General features: G+C 71.1%; 15 protein-coding genes. 5 read left to right on the forward strand and 10 right to left on the reverse strand.

Features of this window, described 5'->3' with window-relative positions:
• Nucleotides 1–34 precede the first annotated feature (34 nt).
• Nucleotides 35–706 carry a helix-turn-helix domain-containing protein gene (locus BJ963_RS06320; RefSeq protein ID WP_089910348.1) on the reverse strand — a complete coding sequence of 224 codons (672 nt, stop codon included), beginning with the start codon at nt 704–706 and terminating at the stop codon, nt 35–37.
• Entirely contained in the window at nt 703–2202 is a 1500-nt protein-coding gene (locus tag BJ963_RS06325; protein ID WP_231947110.1) for an APC family permease, read from the reverse strand. The genes BJ963_RS06320 and BJ963_RS06325 overlap by 4 nt, the downstream gene beginning before the upstream one ends.
• A 195-nt stretch (nt 2203–2397) precedes the next feature.
• Here BJ963_RS06325 and BJ963_RS06330 point away from each other — a divergent pair, with 195 nt between their 5' ends.
• The 3 genes from BJ963_RS06330 to BJ963_RS06340 are packed head-to-tail and all read left to right on the forward strand — an operon-like array spanning nt 2398 to nt 6475.
• Complete coding sequence (locus BJ963_RS06330; protein WP_089910343.1) at nt 2398–3900, forward strand: APC family permease; 1503 nt, start codon at nt 2398–2400, stop codon at nt 3898–3900.
• An 11-nt stretch (nt 3901–3911) separates the two neighbouring features.
• On the forward strand, nt 3912–5921 hold the full coding sequence (locus tag BJ963_RS06335; RefSeq protein WP_179455358.1) for a primary-amine oxidase: 2010 nt from the start codon (nt 3912–3914) through the stop codon (nt 5919–5921).
• Nucleotides 5918–6475 (forward strand): hypothetical protein, encoded by a 558-nt coding sequence (locus BJ963_RS06340; protein WP_179455360.1) that lies wholly within the window; start codon nt 5918–5920, stop codon nt 6473–6475. The genes BJ963_RS06335 and BJ963_RS06340 overlap by 4 nt, the downstream gene beginning before the upstream one ends.
• A gap of 103 nt (nt 6476–6578) precedes the next feature.
• Here BJ963_RS06340 and BJ963_RS06345 read toward each other — a convergent pair whose 3' ends face one another.
• Nucleotides 6579–7415, reverse strand: coding sequence for a hypothetical protein (locus BJ963_RS06345; protein WP_179455362.1), 837 nt, complete (start codon nt 7413–7415; stop codon nt 6579–6581).
• Nucleotides 7416–7426: 11 nt separating this feature from the next.
• The gene (locus tag BJ963_RS06350; protein WP_179455364.1) at nt 7427–7660 is read right to left on the reverse strand and encodes a PLDc N-terminal domain-containing protein; all 234 of its coding nucleotides are present in this window, start codon (nt 7658–7660) and stop codon (nt 7427–7429) included.
• Between the two features lie 126 nt (nt 7661–7786).
• On the opposite strand from BJ963_RS06350, the gene BJ963_RS06355 reads away from it, so the two are divergent.
• The gene (locus BJ963_RS06355) at nt 7787–8134 is read left to right on the forward strand and encodes a hypothetical protein (protein WP_089910330.1); all 348 of its coding nucleotides are present in this window, start codon (nt 7787–7789) and stop codon (nt 8132–8134) included.
• Between the two features lie 10 nt (nt 8135–8144).
• On the opposite strand, the gene BJ963_RS06360 is transcribed toward BJ963_RS06355, so the two are convergent.
• From BJ963_RS06360 to BJ963_RS06380, 5 genes are all read right to left on the reverse strand, one after another.
• Nucleotides 8145–8627: a type II toxin-antitoxin system PemK/MazF family toxin gene (locus BJ963_RS06360; RefSeq protein WP_425484713.1), complete on the reverse strand. Its 483-nt coding sequence runs from the start codon at nt 8625–8627 to the stop codon at nt 8145–8147.
• On the reverse strand, nt 8542–9786 hold the full coding sequence (locus BJ963_RS06365) for an ammonium transporter (protein WP_179455366.1): 1245 nt from the start codon (nt 9784–9786) through the stop codon (nt 8542–8544). Before BJ963_RS06365 ends, BJ963_RS06360 begins: the two co-directional genes overlap by 86 nt.
• A 132-nt stretch (nt 9787–9918) precedes the next feature.
• Complete coding sequence (locus BJ963_RS06370) at nt 9919–11202, reverse strand: ammonium transporter (protein WP_089910322.1); 1284 nt, start codon at nt 11200–11202, stop codon at nt 9919–9921.
• A 206-nt stretch (nt 11203–11408) separates the two neighbouring features.
• On the reverse strand, nt 11409–11843 hold the full coding sequence (locus BJ963_RS06375; RefSeq protein ID WP_179455368.1) for a SufE family protein: 435 nt from the start codon (nt 11841–11843) through the stop codon (nt 11409–11411).
• A 34-nt stretch (nt 11844–11877) separates the two neighbouring features.
• Nucleotides 11878–12777, reverse strand: a complete 900-nt coding sequence (locus BJ963_RS06380; protein WP_089910317.1) for a sulfurtransferase — start codon at nt 12775–12777, stop codon at nt 11878–11880.
• Nucleotides 12778–12914: 137 nt separating this feature from the next.
• Between BJ963_RS06380 and zapE the strand changes: the two genes are divergently transcribed.
• Complete coding sequence (gene zapE, locus BJ963_RS06385) at nt 12915–13970, forward strand: cell division protein ZapE (RefSeq protein WP_089910314.1); 1056 nt, start codon at nt 12915–12917, stop codon at nt 13968–13970.
• Nucleotides 13971–14028: 58 nt separating this feature from the next.
• Here zapE and BJ963_RS06390 read toward each other — a convergent pair whose 3' ends face one another.
• Complete coding sequence (locus BJ963_RS06390) at nt 14029–15258, reverse strand: alpha/beta hydrolase family protein (RefSeq protein WP_179455370.1); 1230 nt, start codon at nt 15256–15258, stop codon at nt 14029–14031.
• Nucleotides 15259–15284 lie beyond the last annotated feature (26 nt).

A 15284-nucleotide genomic window follows, 5' to 3' on the forward strand; every position in this document is an offset into this window, starting at 1 on the left:
AGCCGTGGTGCGTGAGCGCATACAACTCGACCTTTCACCGGCCGAGCAGCGGACCCAGCCGGACCGCGGTGTCCGCGACCAGCGACACCAGTCCGTCGCGGTCGGCCAGGCGGGCGGCGGGGAGGGCCAGCGCCAGCCCGGCGACCAGGCGCTGGTCGCCGCCGCGCACGGGAACCGCGAGGCAGCCGAAGCCGGGCACGAGCTCCCCCTCCTGCGTCGTGAACCGCGTCGGCGACGGCACGGCACGCGCGGCCTGCTCCGCGAGCAGGAGGCGGCCGAGGGCCGAGACGCTCAGATCCGAGCCGATGCGCTTGGGGTCCGAGAGCGGGAAATCCGGGTCGACATCGACAGGCACGACGCGGTCGTCGCGGTAGACGGCGAGATGCACGCCGCCCCGGATGCGTGCGCGAAGTTCCGCGACGGCCTCCCGCGCCGTGGCGGCCGCATCCTGCGCCTGGGCGACATCGGCGAGCTCGGCCACCTTGCGGCCGAGGGCGAAGCCGCGCAGGTCGGGCATGCGCACCAGGTACTCGTCCTGCACCAGGAGGTTCAGGATGCGGTAGGCCGTCGCACGCGGAAGCCCCAGCCGGGCCGAGAGCTGCTGCGCGGTGATCCCGGGCCCGGCGCGCGCGACCTCCTCCAGCACCGCGAACGCGCTGTGCACCGCGCCCGGCTGTCGCCCGCTCAGCTCCGGGATGGCGTTCATGGCGCCCCGCCGAGCACGTCCCCCGTCGTCGGCTCGTCGTAGAGGCCGATGCGGAGCAGCGCGTCCGCCCTCCGCCGTCGGCACAGCACCCACAGCCCGAAGGCGACCGCCGCCACCCCCGCCAGCAGCAGCACCGCGACGGCCCGGTCGCCCGAGACCTCGAGCCAGAGGTCGAGTGCGAGCGCCATCACGAGACCGACCGCGGCCGTCGCCGCCGCGATCGCGGGACCGACGGTCAGCTCCCCGATCCGCCGCAGGAAGAACGGCGTCGCGACGCAGACGAGCGCATACGCCGTCATGTAGCCGGCCGCCGCACACACCACGACGACGCCCATCGCCTGCCACGGCCCCATCCCGGCCACGACCAGCACCGCAGGCACGGCGACCTCGGCCACGATCGCGACCGTCAAAGCGATGTGCGGGGTGCGGAACCGGCGATGCGCGCGTCCGAGGGCACGCGGCGCGATCCCCTCGCGGCCGAGGGAGAACAGCACGCGCGCGAGCGCCGTGGTCGAGGCCAGGGCGCACGCCAGGAACGAGCACGCGAGCGCCGCATCCAGCAGCAGGCCGATCCACTCGACGCCCGCACGCGCGGCGAGGTCGTTGACCGGGGTATGGCTGGCGACGAGATCCCCTCCGAGCGCCTGGAAGCCCGCCAGCTGCGTGTACGCGGAGAGCAGGTAGAGCAGCCCGGCAGCGATCACCGTCCAGCGGATGGTGCGCGGGATGGTCGCGAACGGCCGCCGCGACTCCACGCCGAGCGTCGCCGCGCTCTCGAACCCGACGAAGGCGGTCACCGCGACGGTCGTGCCCGCAGCGAGCTCCGGGATACCGACCGACCGGGGCACCGCGACGCTCGCGAACGAGGAGCCGGGAACTCGGACGAGCAGCACCGCGATCAGCACCAGGATGCCCACGATCGAAAGCAGCTCGACGACCAGCGTGACACGCGTGGAGAGCCGGATGCCGCGCCAGAGCACCAGCAGGCAGAGCGCACCGGATCCGGCGAGCAGCAGGAGCACGAGCCCGCGGGAGCCGGTCACGCCGGGCTCCGCGTGCGCCAGCAGCGTCAGGCCGTAGTAGGCGGCCCCGAGCAGGGCGAACATCGCGACGAACCCGTAGCCGACGATCATCGCGGCGCTGGTCGCGAAACCGGCCCGCACGCCCAGGCCGCGCGCCGCGAACGTGTAGAGGGATCCGGTCGCCGCCATCCGGCGCGTGAACTGGTTGACGGCGTAGGCGACGAGCGCCATCAGCACGCCGGCGAGCAGGAAGGCCAGCAGGGTGCCCGATCCGGCGCGAGCGGCGACGAGCACCGGGCAGGTGGCCGCCGCGGCCGACGGGGCGACGGCCCCGACCGACTGGGCCAGCACATCCACGAAACCGAGACTGCGGCGGTCGAGGCCGGCCATCGGCGAGCGCGCGGGGAGGCCGTCGACCGGCGTCGGATCGGCGATCGCCCGGCTCAGGGCCGTCACGGGGGGCTGTGCTGTCACGGTGTGCTCCTCGCCCGCGAGGCTACGGCGGGCGTGTTGCGGCCGGGTTTCGTCGGCGTCACGGGCGCGTGACCCCGAATGCGACGCGGGTCGTCCCATTCGGCGAGCGCCGACTCTTCATGCCGGCGGAACGGACGTGCAACACCCCCTCGCGAGACTGACGGCACCACCACCCCTCACCCCCAGGAGGAACCCATGACGGCTGCACAGGAGCCACAGGCTCTGCTCGGCGATCCGATCGCCATCCGAGGTCCCGGCGCCGCGCGCCAGCTCTCCGGCCGGCTCGGCGTCGGTTCGATCGTGTTCATGGTGGTCGCCGCCGCGGCGCCGCTCACCGTGATCGGCGGCGGCTTCCCGGTCGCCGTGCTGCTCGGCAACGGAGCGGGCGTGCCGAGCATGTTCGCGATCGGCGCCGTCATCCTGCTGTTCTTCGCCGTCGGGCTGAGTGCGATGAGCCGGTTCATCCCCCGGCCCGGCGCCTTCTTCACCTATGTCGGCTACGGGATGGGACGCCCGCTCGGTCTCGCGGCCGCCTACCTGGCGCTCCTGACCTACACGACCGTGCAGGTGGCGGTCTACGGCTACCTGGGGGCGACGCTCGAGTCGTCGGTCGTCGCGCTGCACGGCCCGGACATCCCCTGGTACGTGTACTCGCTCGCGATGATCGCCCTGGTCGGCGTGCTCGGGTACCGGCACATCGAGCTGAGCTCGCGCGTGCTCGGCATCCTGCTGATCGCCGAGGTCGGCATCGTCATCGTCCTGAGCTTCGTCATCATCGGGACGGGCGGGGCGGAAGGGCTCTCGCTCGCTCCGTTCGAGCCGAGCACCGTGCTGTCGGGCTCCCCCGGCATCGGGCTCATGTTCGCCCTCGCCGGGTTCATCGGATTCGAGTCGACCGCCATCTTCCGCGACGAGGCCAAGGAGCCGGAGAAGACCATCCCGCGGGCGACCTACATCGCCGTCATCGCCATCGGCGTCTTCTACACGTTCGCCTCCTGGGCGCTGGTGATGGGATGGGGCCCCGCGAAGATCGTGGACGTCGTCGCCTCCGACACCGGCGGCTTCATCGTGAACACGGCCGTCCACTACCTGGGATCGGTCGGCGGCGTCATCGTGAACGTGCTGCTGATCACGAGCCTCTTCGCGTGCGTCCTCTCCTTCCACAACGTCGTCACCCGCTACCAGCACTCGATGTCGAACGCGTCGGTGTTCCCGGCGGCGATCGGACGCGTCCACGGCAAGCACTCGTCGCCCTACGTGTCGTCACTGGTGCAGACCGCCACCGCGGCGGTGCTGATCGCGGTCTTCGCGTTGTTCCGCCTCGACCCCGTGCTGCAGGTGTTCACCTGGTTCAGCGGCATCGCAACGCTGGCCATCGTCGTGCTGATGGCGCTGACCTGCCTGGCCGTGATCGTCTACTTCGCCCGCACGAAGACCGGCGCAGGCCTCTGGCGCACGGTGATCGCCCCCGTCATCGGCCTGCTCGGCCTGATCGGGGTGACGCTCATCATCGTCGACAACTTCCCGCTGCTCATCGGCGATGTGGATGCGAAGGGCACCCCGGTGGTCGGCCCGCTCTCCATCGCCTTCTTCGCCGCCATGCTCGCCGTTCCCGTGATCGGCGTGGTGCAGGCCCTCGTCCTGCGCCGCAGCAAGCGCGCCGCTTACGAGAACATCATCGACACCATCAGCGCCTAGGAGACCTGCACATGACGACCGAACTCCCCCTCACCCTCCCCCACGACGACACGGCGGCACCCGGACCGCTCTCCAGCCTGACCGCCGCCGAGATCGAGTCGGCGACACGCATCCTCCGCAGCGCCGGCGTCGTGACGGACACCACCCGCTTCGTCTATGTGGGGCTGCTGGAGCCCGACAAGGCGGATGTGCTGGCCGCGCTCGCCGGCGAGGCCCCCGCGCCGGACCGCGAGGCGCGCATCCTGCTGCTCGACGTCGCCACCGGCGCAAGCGCCGACGCCGCCGTCTCCCTCACCCGGGGCGAGGTCATCGCGCTGGTTCCGATCGACGGCTCGCGCGGCCAGGTCCCCATCCTGGAGGAGGAGTTCGAGGCGATCGGCGGCATCCTCGCCGCGGACTCCGGCTGGCTCGCAGCGCTCGGGAAGCGCGGACTGGTGAGCGAGCAGGTCGTCTACGCACCGCTCTCCCCCGGCTCCTACGACATCCCGGGCGAGGAAGGCCGCCGGATCATCCGGGTCTTCGCGTTCCGGATGGACCACCCTGAGGACCACCCGTGGGCGCACCCGGTCGACGGCCTCTGTGCGTACGTCGACGTCATCGCGCGCGAGGTCACGCAGGTCGTCGACGCGTTCGAGCTGCCCGTGCCGGAGGAGCCGGGCAACTTCCACCTGGAGTCGGAGCGGCCTGCGCCGCTCGACACGCTGAAGCCGATCTCGATCACCCAGCCGGAGGGACCGAGCTTCGCCGTGGACGGCGACCGGGTCACCTGGGCCAACTGGTCGTTCTCGCTCGGCTTCGACGCGCGGGAGGGGCTCATCCTGCGGAACCTCGGGTTCGCCGATCCCGACCAGGGAGGCGAGGTGCGTCCGGTGGTCTACCGCGCCTCCATCGCCGAGATGGTCGTGCCGTACGCGGACCCGTCGCCGACCCGGTACTGGCAGAACTACTTCGACACCGGCGAGTACCTGTTCGGCCGCTTCGCGAACTCGCTCACGCTGGGCTGCGACTGCCTCGGCGAGATCCGCTACTTCGACGCCGTGCTGTCCGACGAGTTCGGCCGGCCGAAGACGATCGAGAACGCGATCTGCATGCATGAGGAGGACTACGGGACGCTGTGGAAGCACACCGACCTGTTCACCTCGGCCAACGAAGTGCGGCGGTCGCGGAGGCTCGTCATCTCCTTCTTCACCACCGTAGGCAACTACGACTACGGCTTCTACTGGTACCTGTACCTCGACGGCACCATCGAGTGCGAGGCCAAGCTCACCGGCATCCTGTTCACCTCGTCGTACGTCGAGGGCTCCGCGACGGCGAGCGAGGTGGCGCCGGGTCTCGGTGCGCCCTACCACCAGCACCTGTTCTCGGCGCGGCTCGACATGATGGTGGACGGGCTGGCCAACGCGGTCGAGGAGGTGGACGCGGTGCGCCTGCCTGTCAGCGAGACGAACCCGTACGGCAACGCGTTCACGAAGCGCGCGACCCGCATCCTGAGCGAGGCGGAGGGAGCGCGCGAGGCCGACGCGTCCGTCGGGCGCACCTGGCACATCGTCAACACCGAGAAGACCAACCGGCTCGGCCGCCCCACCGGGTACGTGCTCCACGCGGAGCAGAACCCGACGCTGATGGCGGACCCCTCCGCCACGGTCACCGCCCGGGCGGCGTTCACCACGAAGCAGCTGTGGGTGACGCAGTACGCCAGCGACGAGCGCTATCCGGCCGGGGAGTTCGTCAACCAGAACCCGGGCGGCGACGGCCTCCCCGCCTACATGGCGGCGGACCGGCCCCTGGACGGTGAGGACATCGTGCTCTGGCACACGTTCGGGCCGACGCACTTCCCGCGCGTGGAGGACTGGCCGGTCATGCCGGTCGACTACGCGAAGTTCACGCTGAAGCCCTACGGCTTCTTCGGCCGCAACCCCGCCCTCAACGTCCCGGCCGAGGCTCCGGCGCACTGCGCGCCGGGGCAGCACGGCCACGCCGACGGCGGCCACGGGCACGGCGAGCACACGCACCACGGATGATCGAGACCATGCACCTCGGCAGCATGCTCCCGGCGACGCTGGGGGCATGCTGCGTCGCCGGGAGCGCCGACCGCCGCTCCCCGCTCGCCTGGTTCGGGATGCTGGCCATGCTCGCGGCGATGGCGGACACGATGCTGCTGCCGCATCCCGTCGTCGCTCCGGTCGTGTGGGCGGCGCTGCTGGTGGCGACGGGGGTCGCGACCGCGATGGCGCAGCGGCTGCGGCGGGTGGGGCGGAGTGGCGCGGAGGGCGCAGATTCCGCCCATGGCGCGCATCCCGCCCATCGCGCCCGGACGATGGCGCTGCACCGCGCGCTGCAAGCGATCCTGATGGGCGGGCTGATCGTCGCGGCGGGTGCGCACCACGGCGCGGCGGGCGGCGGACACTCAGCCCACGGGGTGAACATGGTCGCGGCATTGGGGCTCGCCGCGCTCGCCTTCGCGGTAGCGTCCGGGCTCCTGGCGCTCCGGCGACCGCTCCCGCGCCTCCTGCGCGCAGAGGCGTCACTCGGGGCGGCCTCCGTCGCGCTGATGTCGCTACCGCTGCTCGTGTAGCGCGCCGCCCGCGCCACATTCGTGCCGAATGCGCGGAAAGGCGCCGCTAGAGAGCGCACATTCGGCACGAATGCCGCCGCGCTTCGCGCTCAACGTCAGGCCGTCAGTGGGTCGTCACCGGGTGCAGGGCGTTGCTGAGCGTGCATCCCGCTTCGCCGGACTGCAGAGTGATGTCGGCCGGGTGCCACACGTGCACGGAGCCGTCGGCGTCCCGCTTCCCCACCAGACAGTCGGTGCTGCCCGAGATGCCGACGGCGACGCCGAGGACGGTGCCTTCCGCACCGCTGTCGCGGGTGAGACGGGCGCCGGTGACGGGGTCGTGCCGGACGGAGTCGTCCGGGAACGCGACCGTCAGATCGTCGGCCAGGCTCGTCGCCGTGGCCGCGGCCAGCACCGCGGAGAGCCGGTCGGCGGTGTCGGCCGGCAGGCTCGGCTTCGGAAGCGGCGTCGGCGGCGGCGAAGCCGGAGCGGGTGGACAGATCACGCTCTTCGGCTTCGTCGCGCTCCACTGGAAGAACGGACGGACGCGGAAGGCGAAGCAACCCGACCAGTCCCCCTCCGGCCAGCCCTTCCGCGCCAGGGAACCGGGCCGGCTCGGCGCGTGTGCGGTGATGCGGAGGGTGAAACGGGCACCGCCGAGATCGCGCGTCATCCCCTTCCATGACATCGCCTGAACCGACAGCTCGACGTCGTCGGCGGGAACGGCCGGCGCCTCACCGCTCGATTCTCGGGACGGGTCGGAGTACCGGTAGGCGAGGTCGGACGCGAGCACGTTCCGCGGGCGGGAGTCGTCGATCGCCGCCGCGATGCGCTCCGCCTCGTGGCGGGCGGCATTCTGCGCCACCGCGTCTCCGGTGCGCACGTCGGACGGTCCCGTGCACGCGGCGAGCGCCGACGCGAGCAGGACCGCGGCCGCCAAGGTCGCGACGGTGCGTCTCATCGGTTCCCCGCTCAGCCCGTCTGCGTGGGCGGTGTCTCCCGTCGCAGCGAGCTGCGGCCGATCGTGAACCAGAGGATCGCTCCGAGGAAGGGCGCCAGCGTCACCAGGATGAGCCACCCGACGGTCGGTCCTGCTGCGGCGCGGGCCGCGGCGATCTGGATGACGGCGATCAGCCACAGGATGAACGGGACGACGAACATCCCGAACACGATCAGCGCATGCCACCCGGCGAGGCCACTGAACATGAATCCCCCATTCGTTCGGTGCCACGACCCTACCGGACGACCGATTCTGTCTGACGAACCACCGAGACTCTGCGGAGATCCGCGCGTCGTCCACTACGCTGATCGCATCGACGATCGGGGGATATCGTGCCGACACTCATCGAGGAGTACGACAGGGACCGCGCCATCCGCCTGCGGGCCCGCTGGCTCATGGTGGGCGTGGTCGTGGCGATCGCCGGCGTCTTCCTCACCGGACCTCTCGGCGTGCTGCGCCTCGTCGACGGAGACGGCCTCGGCTGGCTGCTCGTCGCCGCAGCGATCGTGTTCGCCGTGGCGGCCATCCTGCTGTTCCGCGCCAGCCGCCGTGCGGTCCCGGCGCAGGACTACCGCATCACCGCGGACGCCTCGCAACAGCCGGACCCGGAGGGCGCGCCCATCTGGACGCGCAAGGAGATCGGCTGGTCGGCCAACGCGATCCGCCAATGGAACCCGTGACCGGACGACCTCAGCTCCAGCCGTAGCGCGCCGCCAGCGCTCGTCGCACGGTGTCGAACCGGCGCGCGTCGAGCGCGGCCCCCTCGCGACGCAGGCCGCCCGGCGCGACCCGGAACACGCGGTCGAGCCGGACGAAACTCGGGCGACCGCGCCCGTCCCACTCCCCCGAGCCGATCGGAAGGTACTCCGCCCGGCCGGGATGCTCCTGGCTGGTCAGCGCGACGGCGAGCACCGAACCCGACGGCTCGGCGGCGACCACGAGCACCGGGCGGTCCTTGCCGCGGCCGTCCGCCTCCTCGTAGGGAACCCACGTCCAGACGATCTCGCCCGGGTCGGCGTCGCCGTCGAGGCTGGGGTTGTACGACGTCCGGATGCGGCCCAGCCGGGACGGATCGACCTGGACGGTCTCAGCGGGCCGGCTCGGAGTCCGGGCCGTCCGCGACGGACGGAACAGTGCTCCCAGAGCCGACAGGACGCTTCTCACGGATGCCACGAACGGCACCATAGCGGACGCGCGTCAGGCCCACGGTGAACCGCAGGGCGAGCGCGAGCAGCAGGGAGACGGTGGTCGCATAGAGCAGCACGGACATTCCGGCGATCCCCTGGGCGATGAACAGGTCGAAGTTGCCGCTGTCGACCATCCCGCCGCCGATCGCGAACAGCCCGGGGAACAGCAGCCCCACCAGGCTGCCGACGATCGTCACGACGGAGATGGTCAGCGCCGGGCCGAACCGGGCGCGGGCGGCGAGGTCCACCATCGTGGCGCAGGCCAGGGCGGACAGCGCGCCGACCAGCATCGACCAGCCCAGTGTCAGGACTCCGGACGCCGCCGTCGCACCGACCAGGCCGGCCAGCGCGCCGCACACGGCGCTGGTCAGGGTCGGCCGGCGCAGGACCACCGCATCCACCAGCATCCACATCAGGACCCCGGTCGCGGAGGCGAGGAAGCCGCCGAAGGCCATGAGGGGCGCGTACGCGTCGAGGGCTCCCTCCGAGCCGACGATGAGCCCGAGCCACCCCACCCACACCAGGGCGCCGCCGATCGCGACGAGCGACGGACGGCTCGCGTGCGTCCGCAGGTGCTCGCCCCGGCCGCAGGCCAGCAGGATGCCGACGGCGCTGCCGCCCGCGGCCAGCACCGCGAGCGAACCGCCGAAGTCGACGACGGAGAGGCCGGCCACCGCCCACCCGTCGTCGAGCGCGAACACCCCGTAGGCGACCGGGATCAGGACGAGCGGGAACCAGAGCACCGTGAACACGATCCACGCCCGCAGGGTCAGCCGCGAGGCGACCGCCACCCCCACGAGCGCCGTGCAGAGCGCCAGGAGCGCGACGAGGTAGCCGGCGCGGGCGAGCGGATACGGTGAGGACGCCGCTGCATCGGGGCCGGCGATCGACGCCATCCCGAGATCGGGGCGACCGACCAGATGCGGGATCAGCGGGCGGCCGACGATCATGCCGTACCCGCCGAGCACCGCCAGGAGCACGACGACGGCCACCCCCACGAGTGCGAAGCGCAGCGCCCGGGCGGCACGCGCCCGCCCGGCCATGCCGCCGGCGAAGAACGCCAGCCCGAACGCGGCCAGCAGCACCAGCGCGCCGCAGACGAAGAGCAGCAGCGCATCCACCTGGTCCGGCGTGGCGTGTGCCATGGGCTCCCTCGGTCGTCAATGCCTGCACTCACCCTAGCGACGGCGCACCCGGCGCCGCGCAGCCCGGCGGACGACGGAACGGGGCGCCGCCTTCCGGCGACGCCCCGTCCGTTGCGGTCGAGAGACGGTCGATCAGACCGTCTCGAGCGAGTAGCCCTCCTCGCCGTGCACGACGGTGTCGACGCCGGCCAGCTCGTCCTCGTTCTTGATCCGGAAGCCCATGGTCTTCTGGATGACCCAGCCGATCGCGTAGGCCAGGACGAAGGAGTAGATCAGCACCGCGAAGGCGCCGATGGCCTGGACGCCCAGCTGGTAGAAGCTTCCGCCGTACAGCAGGCTCGAGAACTGCGAGGTCGCCTCACCCTTGCTGTTGTACATGTGGGTGAAGCCGAAGAAGCCGATCCACAGGGTACCGATGAGACCGCCGACGAGGTGGATGCCGACCACGTCGAGCGAGTCGTCGAACCCGAGACGGAACTTCAGGTCGATCGCCAGGGCGCAGACCGCACCGGCGACGAGGCCAAGAAGGATGGCGAAGCCCGGGGTGAGGATGTTACAGGCCGGGGTGATCGCGACCAGACCGGCCACGGCGCCCGACGCGGCGCCGATGGAGGTCGGCTTGCCGTCCTTCAGCTTCTCGACGATCAGCCAGCCGATGGTGGCGGCGGCCGGAGCGGCCAGGGTGTTCACCCAGGCGATGGCGGCGACACCGTCGACCGCGGCCTCCGAGCCGGCGTTGAAGCCGAACCAGCCGAACCACAGCAGCGCGGCGCCGAGGAGCGTCAGCGGAACGTTGTGCGGCTTGCTCATGCCCTTCTGGAACCCGACGCGCTTGCCCAGGACCAGGGCGAGAGCGAGGCCCGCCGCACCGGCGTTGATGTGGACGGCGGTGCCACCGGCGAAGTCGTTCACGTGGAGGACGGCCGGGGCCCAGCCGTCGGCGAGGTTGAACACCCAGTAGGCGACCGGGAAGTAGACGATGGTCACCCAGATGCCGGCGAACACCATCCACGAGCCGAACTTGGCGCGGTCGGCGATCGCACCGGAGATCAGCGCGACGGTGATGATGGCGAAGGTGGCCTGGAAGCCGGCGAACGCGAGGCCGCCGAGGTCGGGGGTGATGCCGTCCTTGCCCATCAGGCTCGACAGGAACCAGTCGGGGGTTCCGAGGAAGTGAGGGATGGAAGCGGGACCGAACGCGAGACCGTAGCCGTAGAGCACCCAGAGGACGCCGACCAGGGCCATCGCTCCGAAGCTCATCATCATCATGCTGATGACGCTCTTGGCCCGAACCATGCCGCCGTAGAAGAAGGCGACACCGGGGGTCATCAGCAGGACGAGGGCTGCGGCGACAAGGAGCCAGAGGGCGTTGACCGTCCCTGCCTCCGCGTAGTCCGCTGCTGTGTGGAGCACCATGCGAATTGTCTACCTCTCTGTGCATAGCCCCGCGGGGTGACGCGATCCCGATCCGGGTGGGGGGCGCTTTCGGGGTGGAGCCAGTCTCGATGCGAGAGGTTTCGTGAGAGGGATGCTCGTGTTTCGCGAGTGTTACGCATCCCCCCGGCGTGTAAACACTGTGTTTCGGGATGCTGCCGATGTGCTCGGCGGGTGCTGCGACCCTCCTAGGCGGCGAGCTTCGCGCGCACCTGCCGCTTGGCGCGGCCGAGGAGGGCGGACATCCCGCGCAGCCGGAGCGGCGACACCGCCTGCGCGAGGCCGAGGGTCTGCGGGAAGTCGTCCGGCACGGCGAGGACCTCGTCGGCGGTGAGGCCGGCGAGGCCCTGCACGAGGATGGATGCGAAGCCGCGGGTCGTCGGAGCCTCCGCCGGCGCGGTCGCGTACAGGTGCACGATCCCGTCGTCGTCGACCTCCACGAAGATGTACACCGGCGCCTGGCACTCCTCGACGCGCTCCAGCAGGTCCGGGTGGTCGCGGTAGCGCTCGGGCAGTTCGGGGAGTTCGTCCGAGAACTCCAGCAGCAGCTGCAGGCGGTCGTTCTGCTCCAGCGCCTGGAAGTCGTCGCGGATCTCGGCGAGCGTTCCCGTCATTTCGGTCATCCCTTAAGGCTACGTCCGATTCCGGCGTGACCGGTCAGCGCGCCGGAACCTCGCCTGGCTCGGAGCCGGTGACGATCGGGACGCGGACGGCCGAGCCCCACTCCGTCCACGAGCCGTCGTAGTTCTTGACGTTCTCGAAGCCGAGCAGGTGCGTGAGCACGAACCAGGTGTGGCTGGAGCGCTCGCCGATGCGGCAGTACGCGATCACGTCGTCCCCCGGCTTCAGGCCGGCTCCGTCGAGGTAGACCTCCTCGAGCTCCGCACGCCGCTTGAAGGTGGCGTCGGGAGCCGCGGCGCGGGCCCACGGCACCGACTTCGCCGACGGGATGTGACCGGCGCGCAGGGCGCCCTCGGTCGGGTACCCGGGGATCTCGGTGCGCTCGCCGCTGTACTCCTCGGGCGACCGGACGTCGATCAGCGGCTGTCCGAGGTGGGCGAGCACGTCCTCCTTGAAGGCGCGGACGACGGTGTCGTCGCGCTCGACGACGGGGTACTCGACCGGTGTCGGCTGCGGCACATCGCGCGTGAGCTCGCGGCCCTCCGCGATCCACTTGTCCCGCCCGCCGTCGAGCAGCCGGACGTCCTGGTGGCCGAACAGGGTGAACACCCACAGCGCGTAGGCGGCCCACCAGTTGTTCTTGTCGCCGTAGATCACCACGGTCGTGTCGCGGGCGATGCCCTTCGACCCGAGCAGCTCGGCGAAGCGCTCCGAACTCACGTAGTCGCGGATGACCGGGTCGTTGAGGTCGGTGTGCCAGTCGATCTTCACCGACCCGGGGATGTGCCCGGTGTCGTACAGCAGCACGTCCTCGTCCGACTCGACCACCGCGAGTCCGGGTTCGCCCAGGTGCGCGGCGAGCCAGTCGGTGCTCACGAGGCGCTCGGGGTGCGCGTAGCCGGAGAACTCGGGCGACGGGTCGGTCTCGATGGTCATGTCTGTGATGCCCTCCAGGGAATCGGTCGGTGGCGCAGGACTAGGCTGGGAAGCCTGCGACAGCTGGAATCTACGTCCAGCGTAAGCGGCTCGGAACGGCCGCGGTAAGACTTCGACACAAAGGTGCAGAACCCGCCATGACCCTCGAACAGACCGGCGCCCTCCCCCGTCTCGCCGACCGCTCGCCCGCGATCACGGGCGCGGAGATCGCCGAGAGCCTGGTGCCGCCGTCGCAGTTCGAGCACGCGACCTTCGACTCCTACCGGCCCGACCACGACTACCCGTCGCAGTCGGAGGCCGTCGCGACGCTGAAGCTGTTCGCCAAGACCTGGGAGCCGCAGCGGCCGGCCGGCCTGTTCAGCCGCAGCCGCAAGAAGGTGGAGGCGATGAAGCCGGGCGTCTACCTCGACGGCGGCTTCGGCGTCGGCAAGACGCACCTCCTCGCTGCGCTCTGGCACGAGGCGCCCGGCCCGAAGTACTTCGGAACGTTCATCGAGTACACCGCCTTGGTCGGCGCGCTCGGCTATGCCGGAGCGGTCAACCTGCTGCGCGGATCCACGCTGATCTGCATCGACGAGTTCGAGCTCGACGACCCGGGCGACACCATGATGATGACCCGGATGCTCGGCGAGCTCGTCGCCTCCGGCACCCGCATCGCGGCGACCAGCAACACGCCGCCGAACGCCCTCGGCGAGGGACGGTTCGCGGCGAGCGACTTCCTGCGCGAGATCCAGTCGCTGTCGTCGAACTTCCAGACCATCCGCATCGACGGCCTCGACTACCGCCGCCGCGACACCACCGGCAGCGCGATCACGGTCGAGCCGGCGGAGTACGAGCGTGTCGTGACCGCCCTCGCCGGCCGCGGCGAGACGGTGACGAGCGACTCCTTCCAGGACCTCATCGCGCACCTCGCGACCGTCCACCCCTCGCGCTACATCAAGATCATCGACGGCGTGGATGTGATCGGCCTGCGCGACGTGGAGGTGCTCCACGACCAGATGGCCGCCCTGCGCCTCGTCGCCTTCATCGACCGCGTGTACGACGCGGAGATCCCGATCGTACAGTCCGGCGTTCCGCTCAGCGACGTCTTCGACGAGGAGATGCTCGGCGGCGGCTACCGCAAGAAGTACCTGCGCTCCACGTCGCGCATGATCGCGCTCACCGCGGGTGAGCTGCCGCCGCACGACGACTGAGGCTCCGCCTCCCGCCGAGTTCCGGCATCACGTCACCACTCGGCCCGGGAACCGACAGCTACTCACGACTCGTCGCACCGGGTGCGGAGGTCGCGGGAGCGTGGGCGGGGATCGTGGCGGCGAGCCAGTCGGCGATGGCGCCCGTCCACTTCGCCTCGTCGTAGTTCCACAGCTTGGTGTGGAGGGCGACATCGAACGACACCAGCGTGACGATGTCGCTCCGCGCCTCGGCGAGCGCCCGGGAGCCGGTCGACGGGACGAACCCGTCGTCGTCGCTGTGCAGGATGAGCATCGGAAGGCTGAGCTCGGAGGCACGCGCCACGAAGTCCATGCTGCGCAGGTCGATCGGCGCCCCCTGGCCGGTGATGGGCCCGCTCCACTCCGACTCGATGAGGCGCATCGCTGCGCGGGTCATCATGTCCGGCAGGTGCAGGAGGTTGCCCTGGTAGCCGAGGGTGTCGATCCAGTCGATGACCGGGGATTCGAGAACGATGCCGGCCACGTGCTCCACCGAGGTGGACCGGGTGACCGTCTGGAGCACGACGGCGCCGCCCATCGACCAGCCCATCAGCACGACCGACCGGGCGCCCTGCGACACCGCGTAGTCGATCGCGGCCTCGATGTCGCGCCACTCGGTGCCGCCCAGGCCGTAGCGGCGGTCGGCGCTCTCCGGCGCATCCCCGTCGTTGCGGTACGAGGCGAGCAGGCACGTGAAGCCGGCGTCGTGGAACACCCGGACCGCACGGAGGCCCTCCTGGCGGCTGGCCCCCCAGCCGTGCACCTGGATGACCCACCGCTCGTCGCCCGCACCGTCCGGCGCCGGGAACACCCAGGCAGGAGCTTGGCCGAGGTCCGTCGCGATCTCGACCGACCGGACGGGAAGCCCGAGCTCGCCGGGCTGGAGGTAGTAGTAGCCGCTGATGCGGGAGCGTCCCGCGCGCAGTTCGCCGAATTCCACCCGCTCCAGCTCACGGGTGACCGAGCCGTCGGCGCGCTCGATCAGTCCGCCGAGCTTGGCGTAGCCGGTGTCGCCGCCCCACCAGAGGCCCAGCCGGCCGGGCATCGTCGCATCCGGCGACTCCCGCAGGGTCACCGTGCCGGTGCTCTCGTCGAACGAGCGGATGGTCTGGTTCTGCGGGCGCCGGCGCACCGGCGTGATCACGGTGCGCGCCACGCGGGCCGTCGCCCACCCGGCGATGAGCGCAGTACCGACGACCAGCCCGCCCGCGACGAAGGCCGCCGTTCCGAGTGCCTTGCCCCACGCCGATCCCGAGCCGCCTGCCGCCATAGTGGCAGCGTACCGGCGGCGGCTCC

The organism is Leifsonia soli, assembly GCF_013408745.1.
Lineage (GTDB): Bacteria > Actinomycetota > Actinomycetes > Actinomycetales > Microbacteriaceae > Leifsonia > Leifsonia soli.

Bases quoted from the DNA above. Each gene is read 5' to 3' on its own strand.
- BJ963_RS06390 (WP_179455370.1), bottom strand. From the start codon at position 15,258: ATGGCGGCAGGCGGCTCGGGATCGGCGTGGGGCAAGGCACTCGGAACG.
- BJ963_RS06375 (WP_179455368.1), bottom strand. From the start codon at position 11,843: ATGACCGAAATGACGGGAACGCTCGCCGAGATCCGCGACGACTTCCAG.
- BJ963_RS06330 (WP_089910343.1), top strand. From the start codon at position 2,398: ATGACGGCTGCACAGGAGCCACAGGCTCTGCTCGGCGATCCGATCGCC.
- BJ963_RS06345 (WP_179455362.1), bottom strand. From the start codon at position 7,415: ATGAGACGCACCGTCGCGACCTTGGCGGCCGCGGTCCTGCTCGCGTCG.
- BJ963_RS06320 (WP_089910348.1), bottom strand. From the start codon at position 706: ATGAACGCCATCCCGGAGCTGAGCGGGCGACAGCCGGGCGCGGTGCAC.
- BJ963_RS06350 (WP_179455364.1), bottom strand. From the start codon at position 7,660: ATGTTCAGTGGCCTCGCCGGGTGGCATGCGCTGATCGTGTTCGGGATG.
- zapE (WP_089910314.1), top strand. From the start codon at position 12,915: ATGACCCTCGAACAGACCGGCGCCCTCCCCCGTCTCGCCGACCGCTCG.
- BJ963_RS06370 (WP_089910322.1), bottom strand. From the start codon at position 11,202: ATGGTGCTCCACACAGCAGCGGACTACGCGGAGGCAGGGACGGTCAAC.
- BJ963_RS06335 (WP_179455358.1), top strand. From the start codon at position 3,912: ATGACGACCGAACTCCCCCTCACCCTCCCCCACGACGACACGGCGGCA.
- BJ963_RS06340 (WP_179455360.1), top strand. From the start codon at position 5,918: ATGATCGAGACCATGCACCTCGGCAGCATGCTCCCGGCGACGCTGGGG.
- BJ963_RS06380 (WP_089910317.1), bottom strand. From the start codon at position 12,777: ATGACCATCGAGACCGACCCGTCGCCCGAGTTCTCCGGCTACGCGCAC.
- BJ963_RS06365 (WP_179455366.1), bottom strand. From the start codon at position 9,786: ATGGCACACGCCACGCCGGACCAGGTGGATGCGCTGCTGCTCTTCGTC.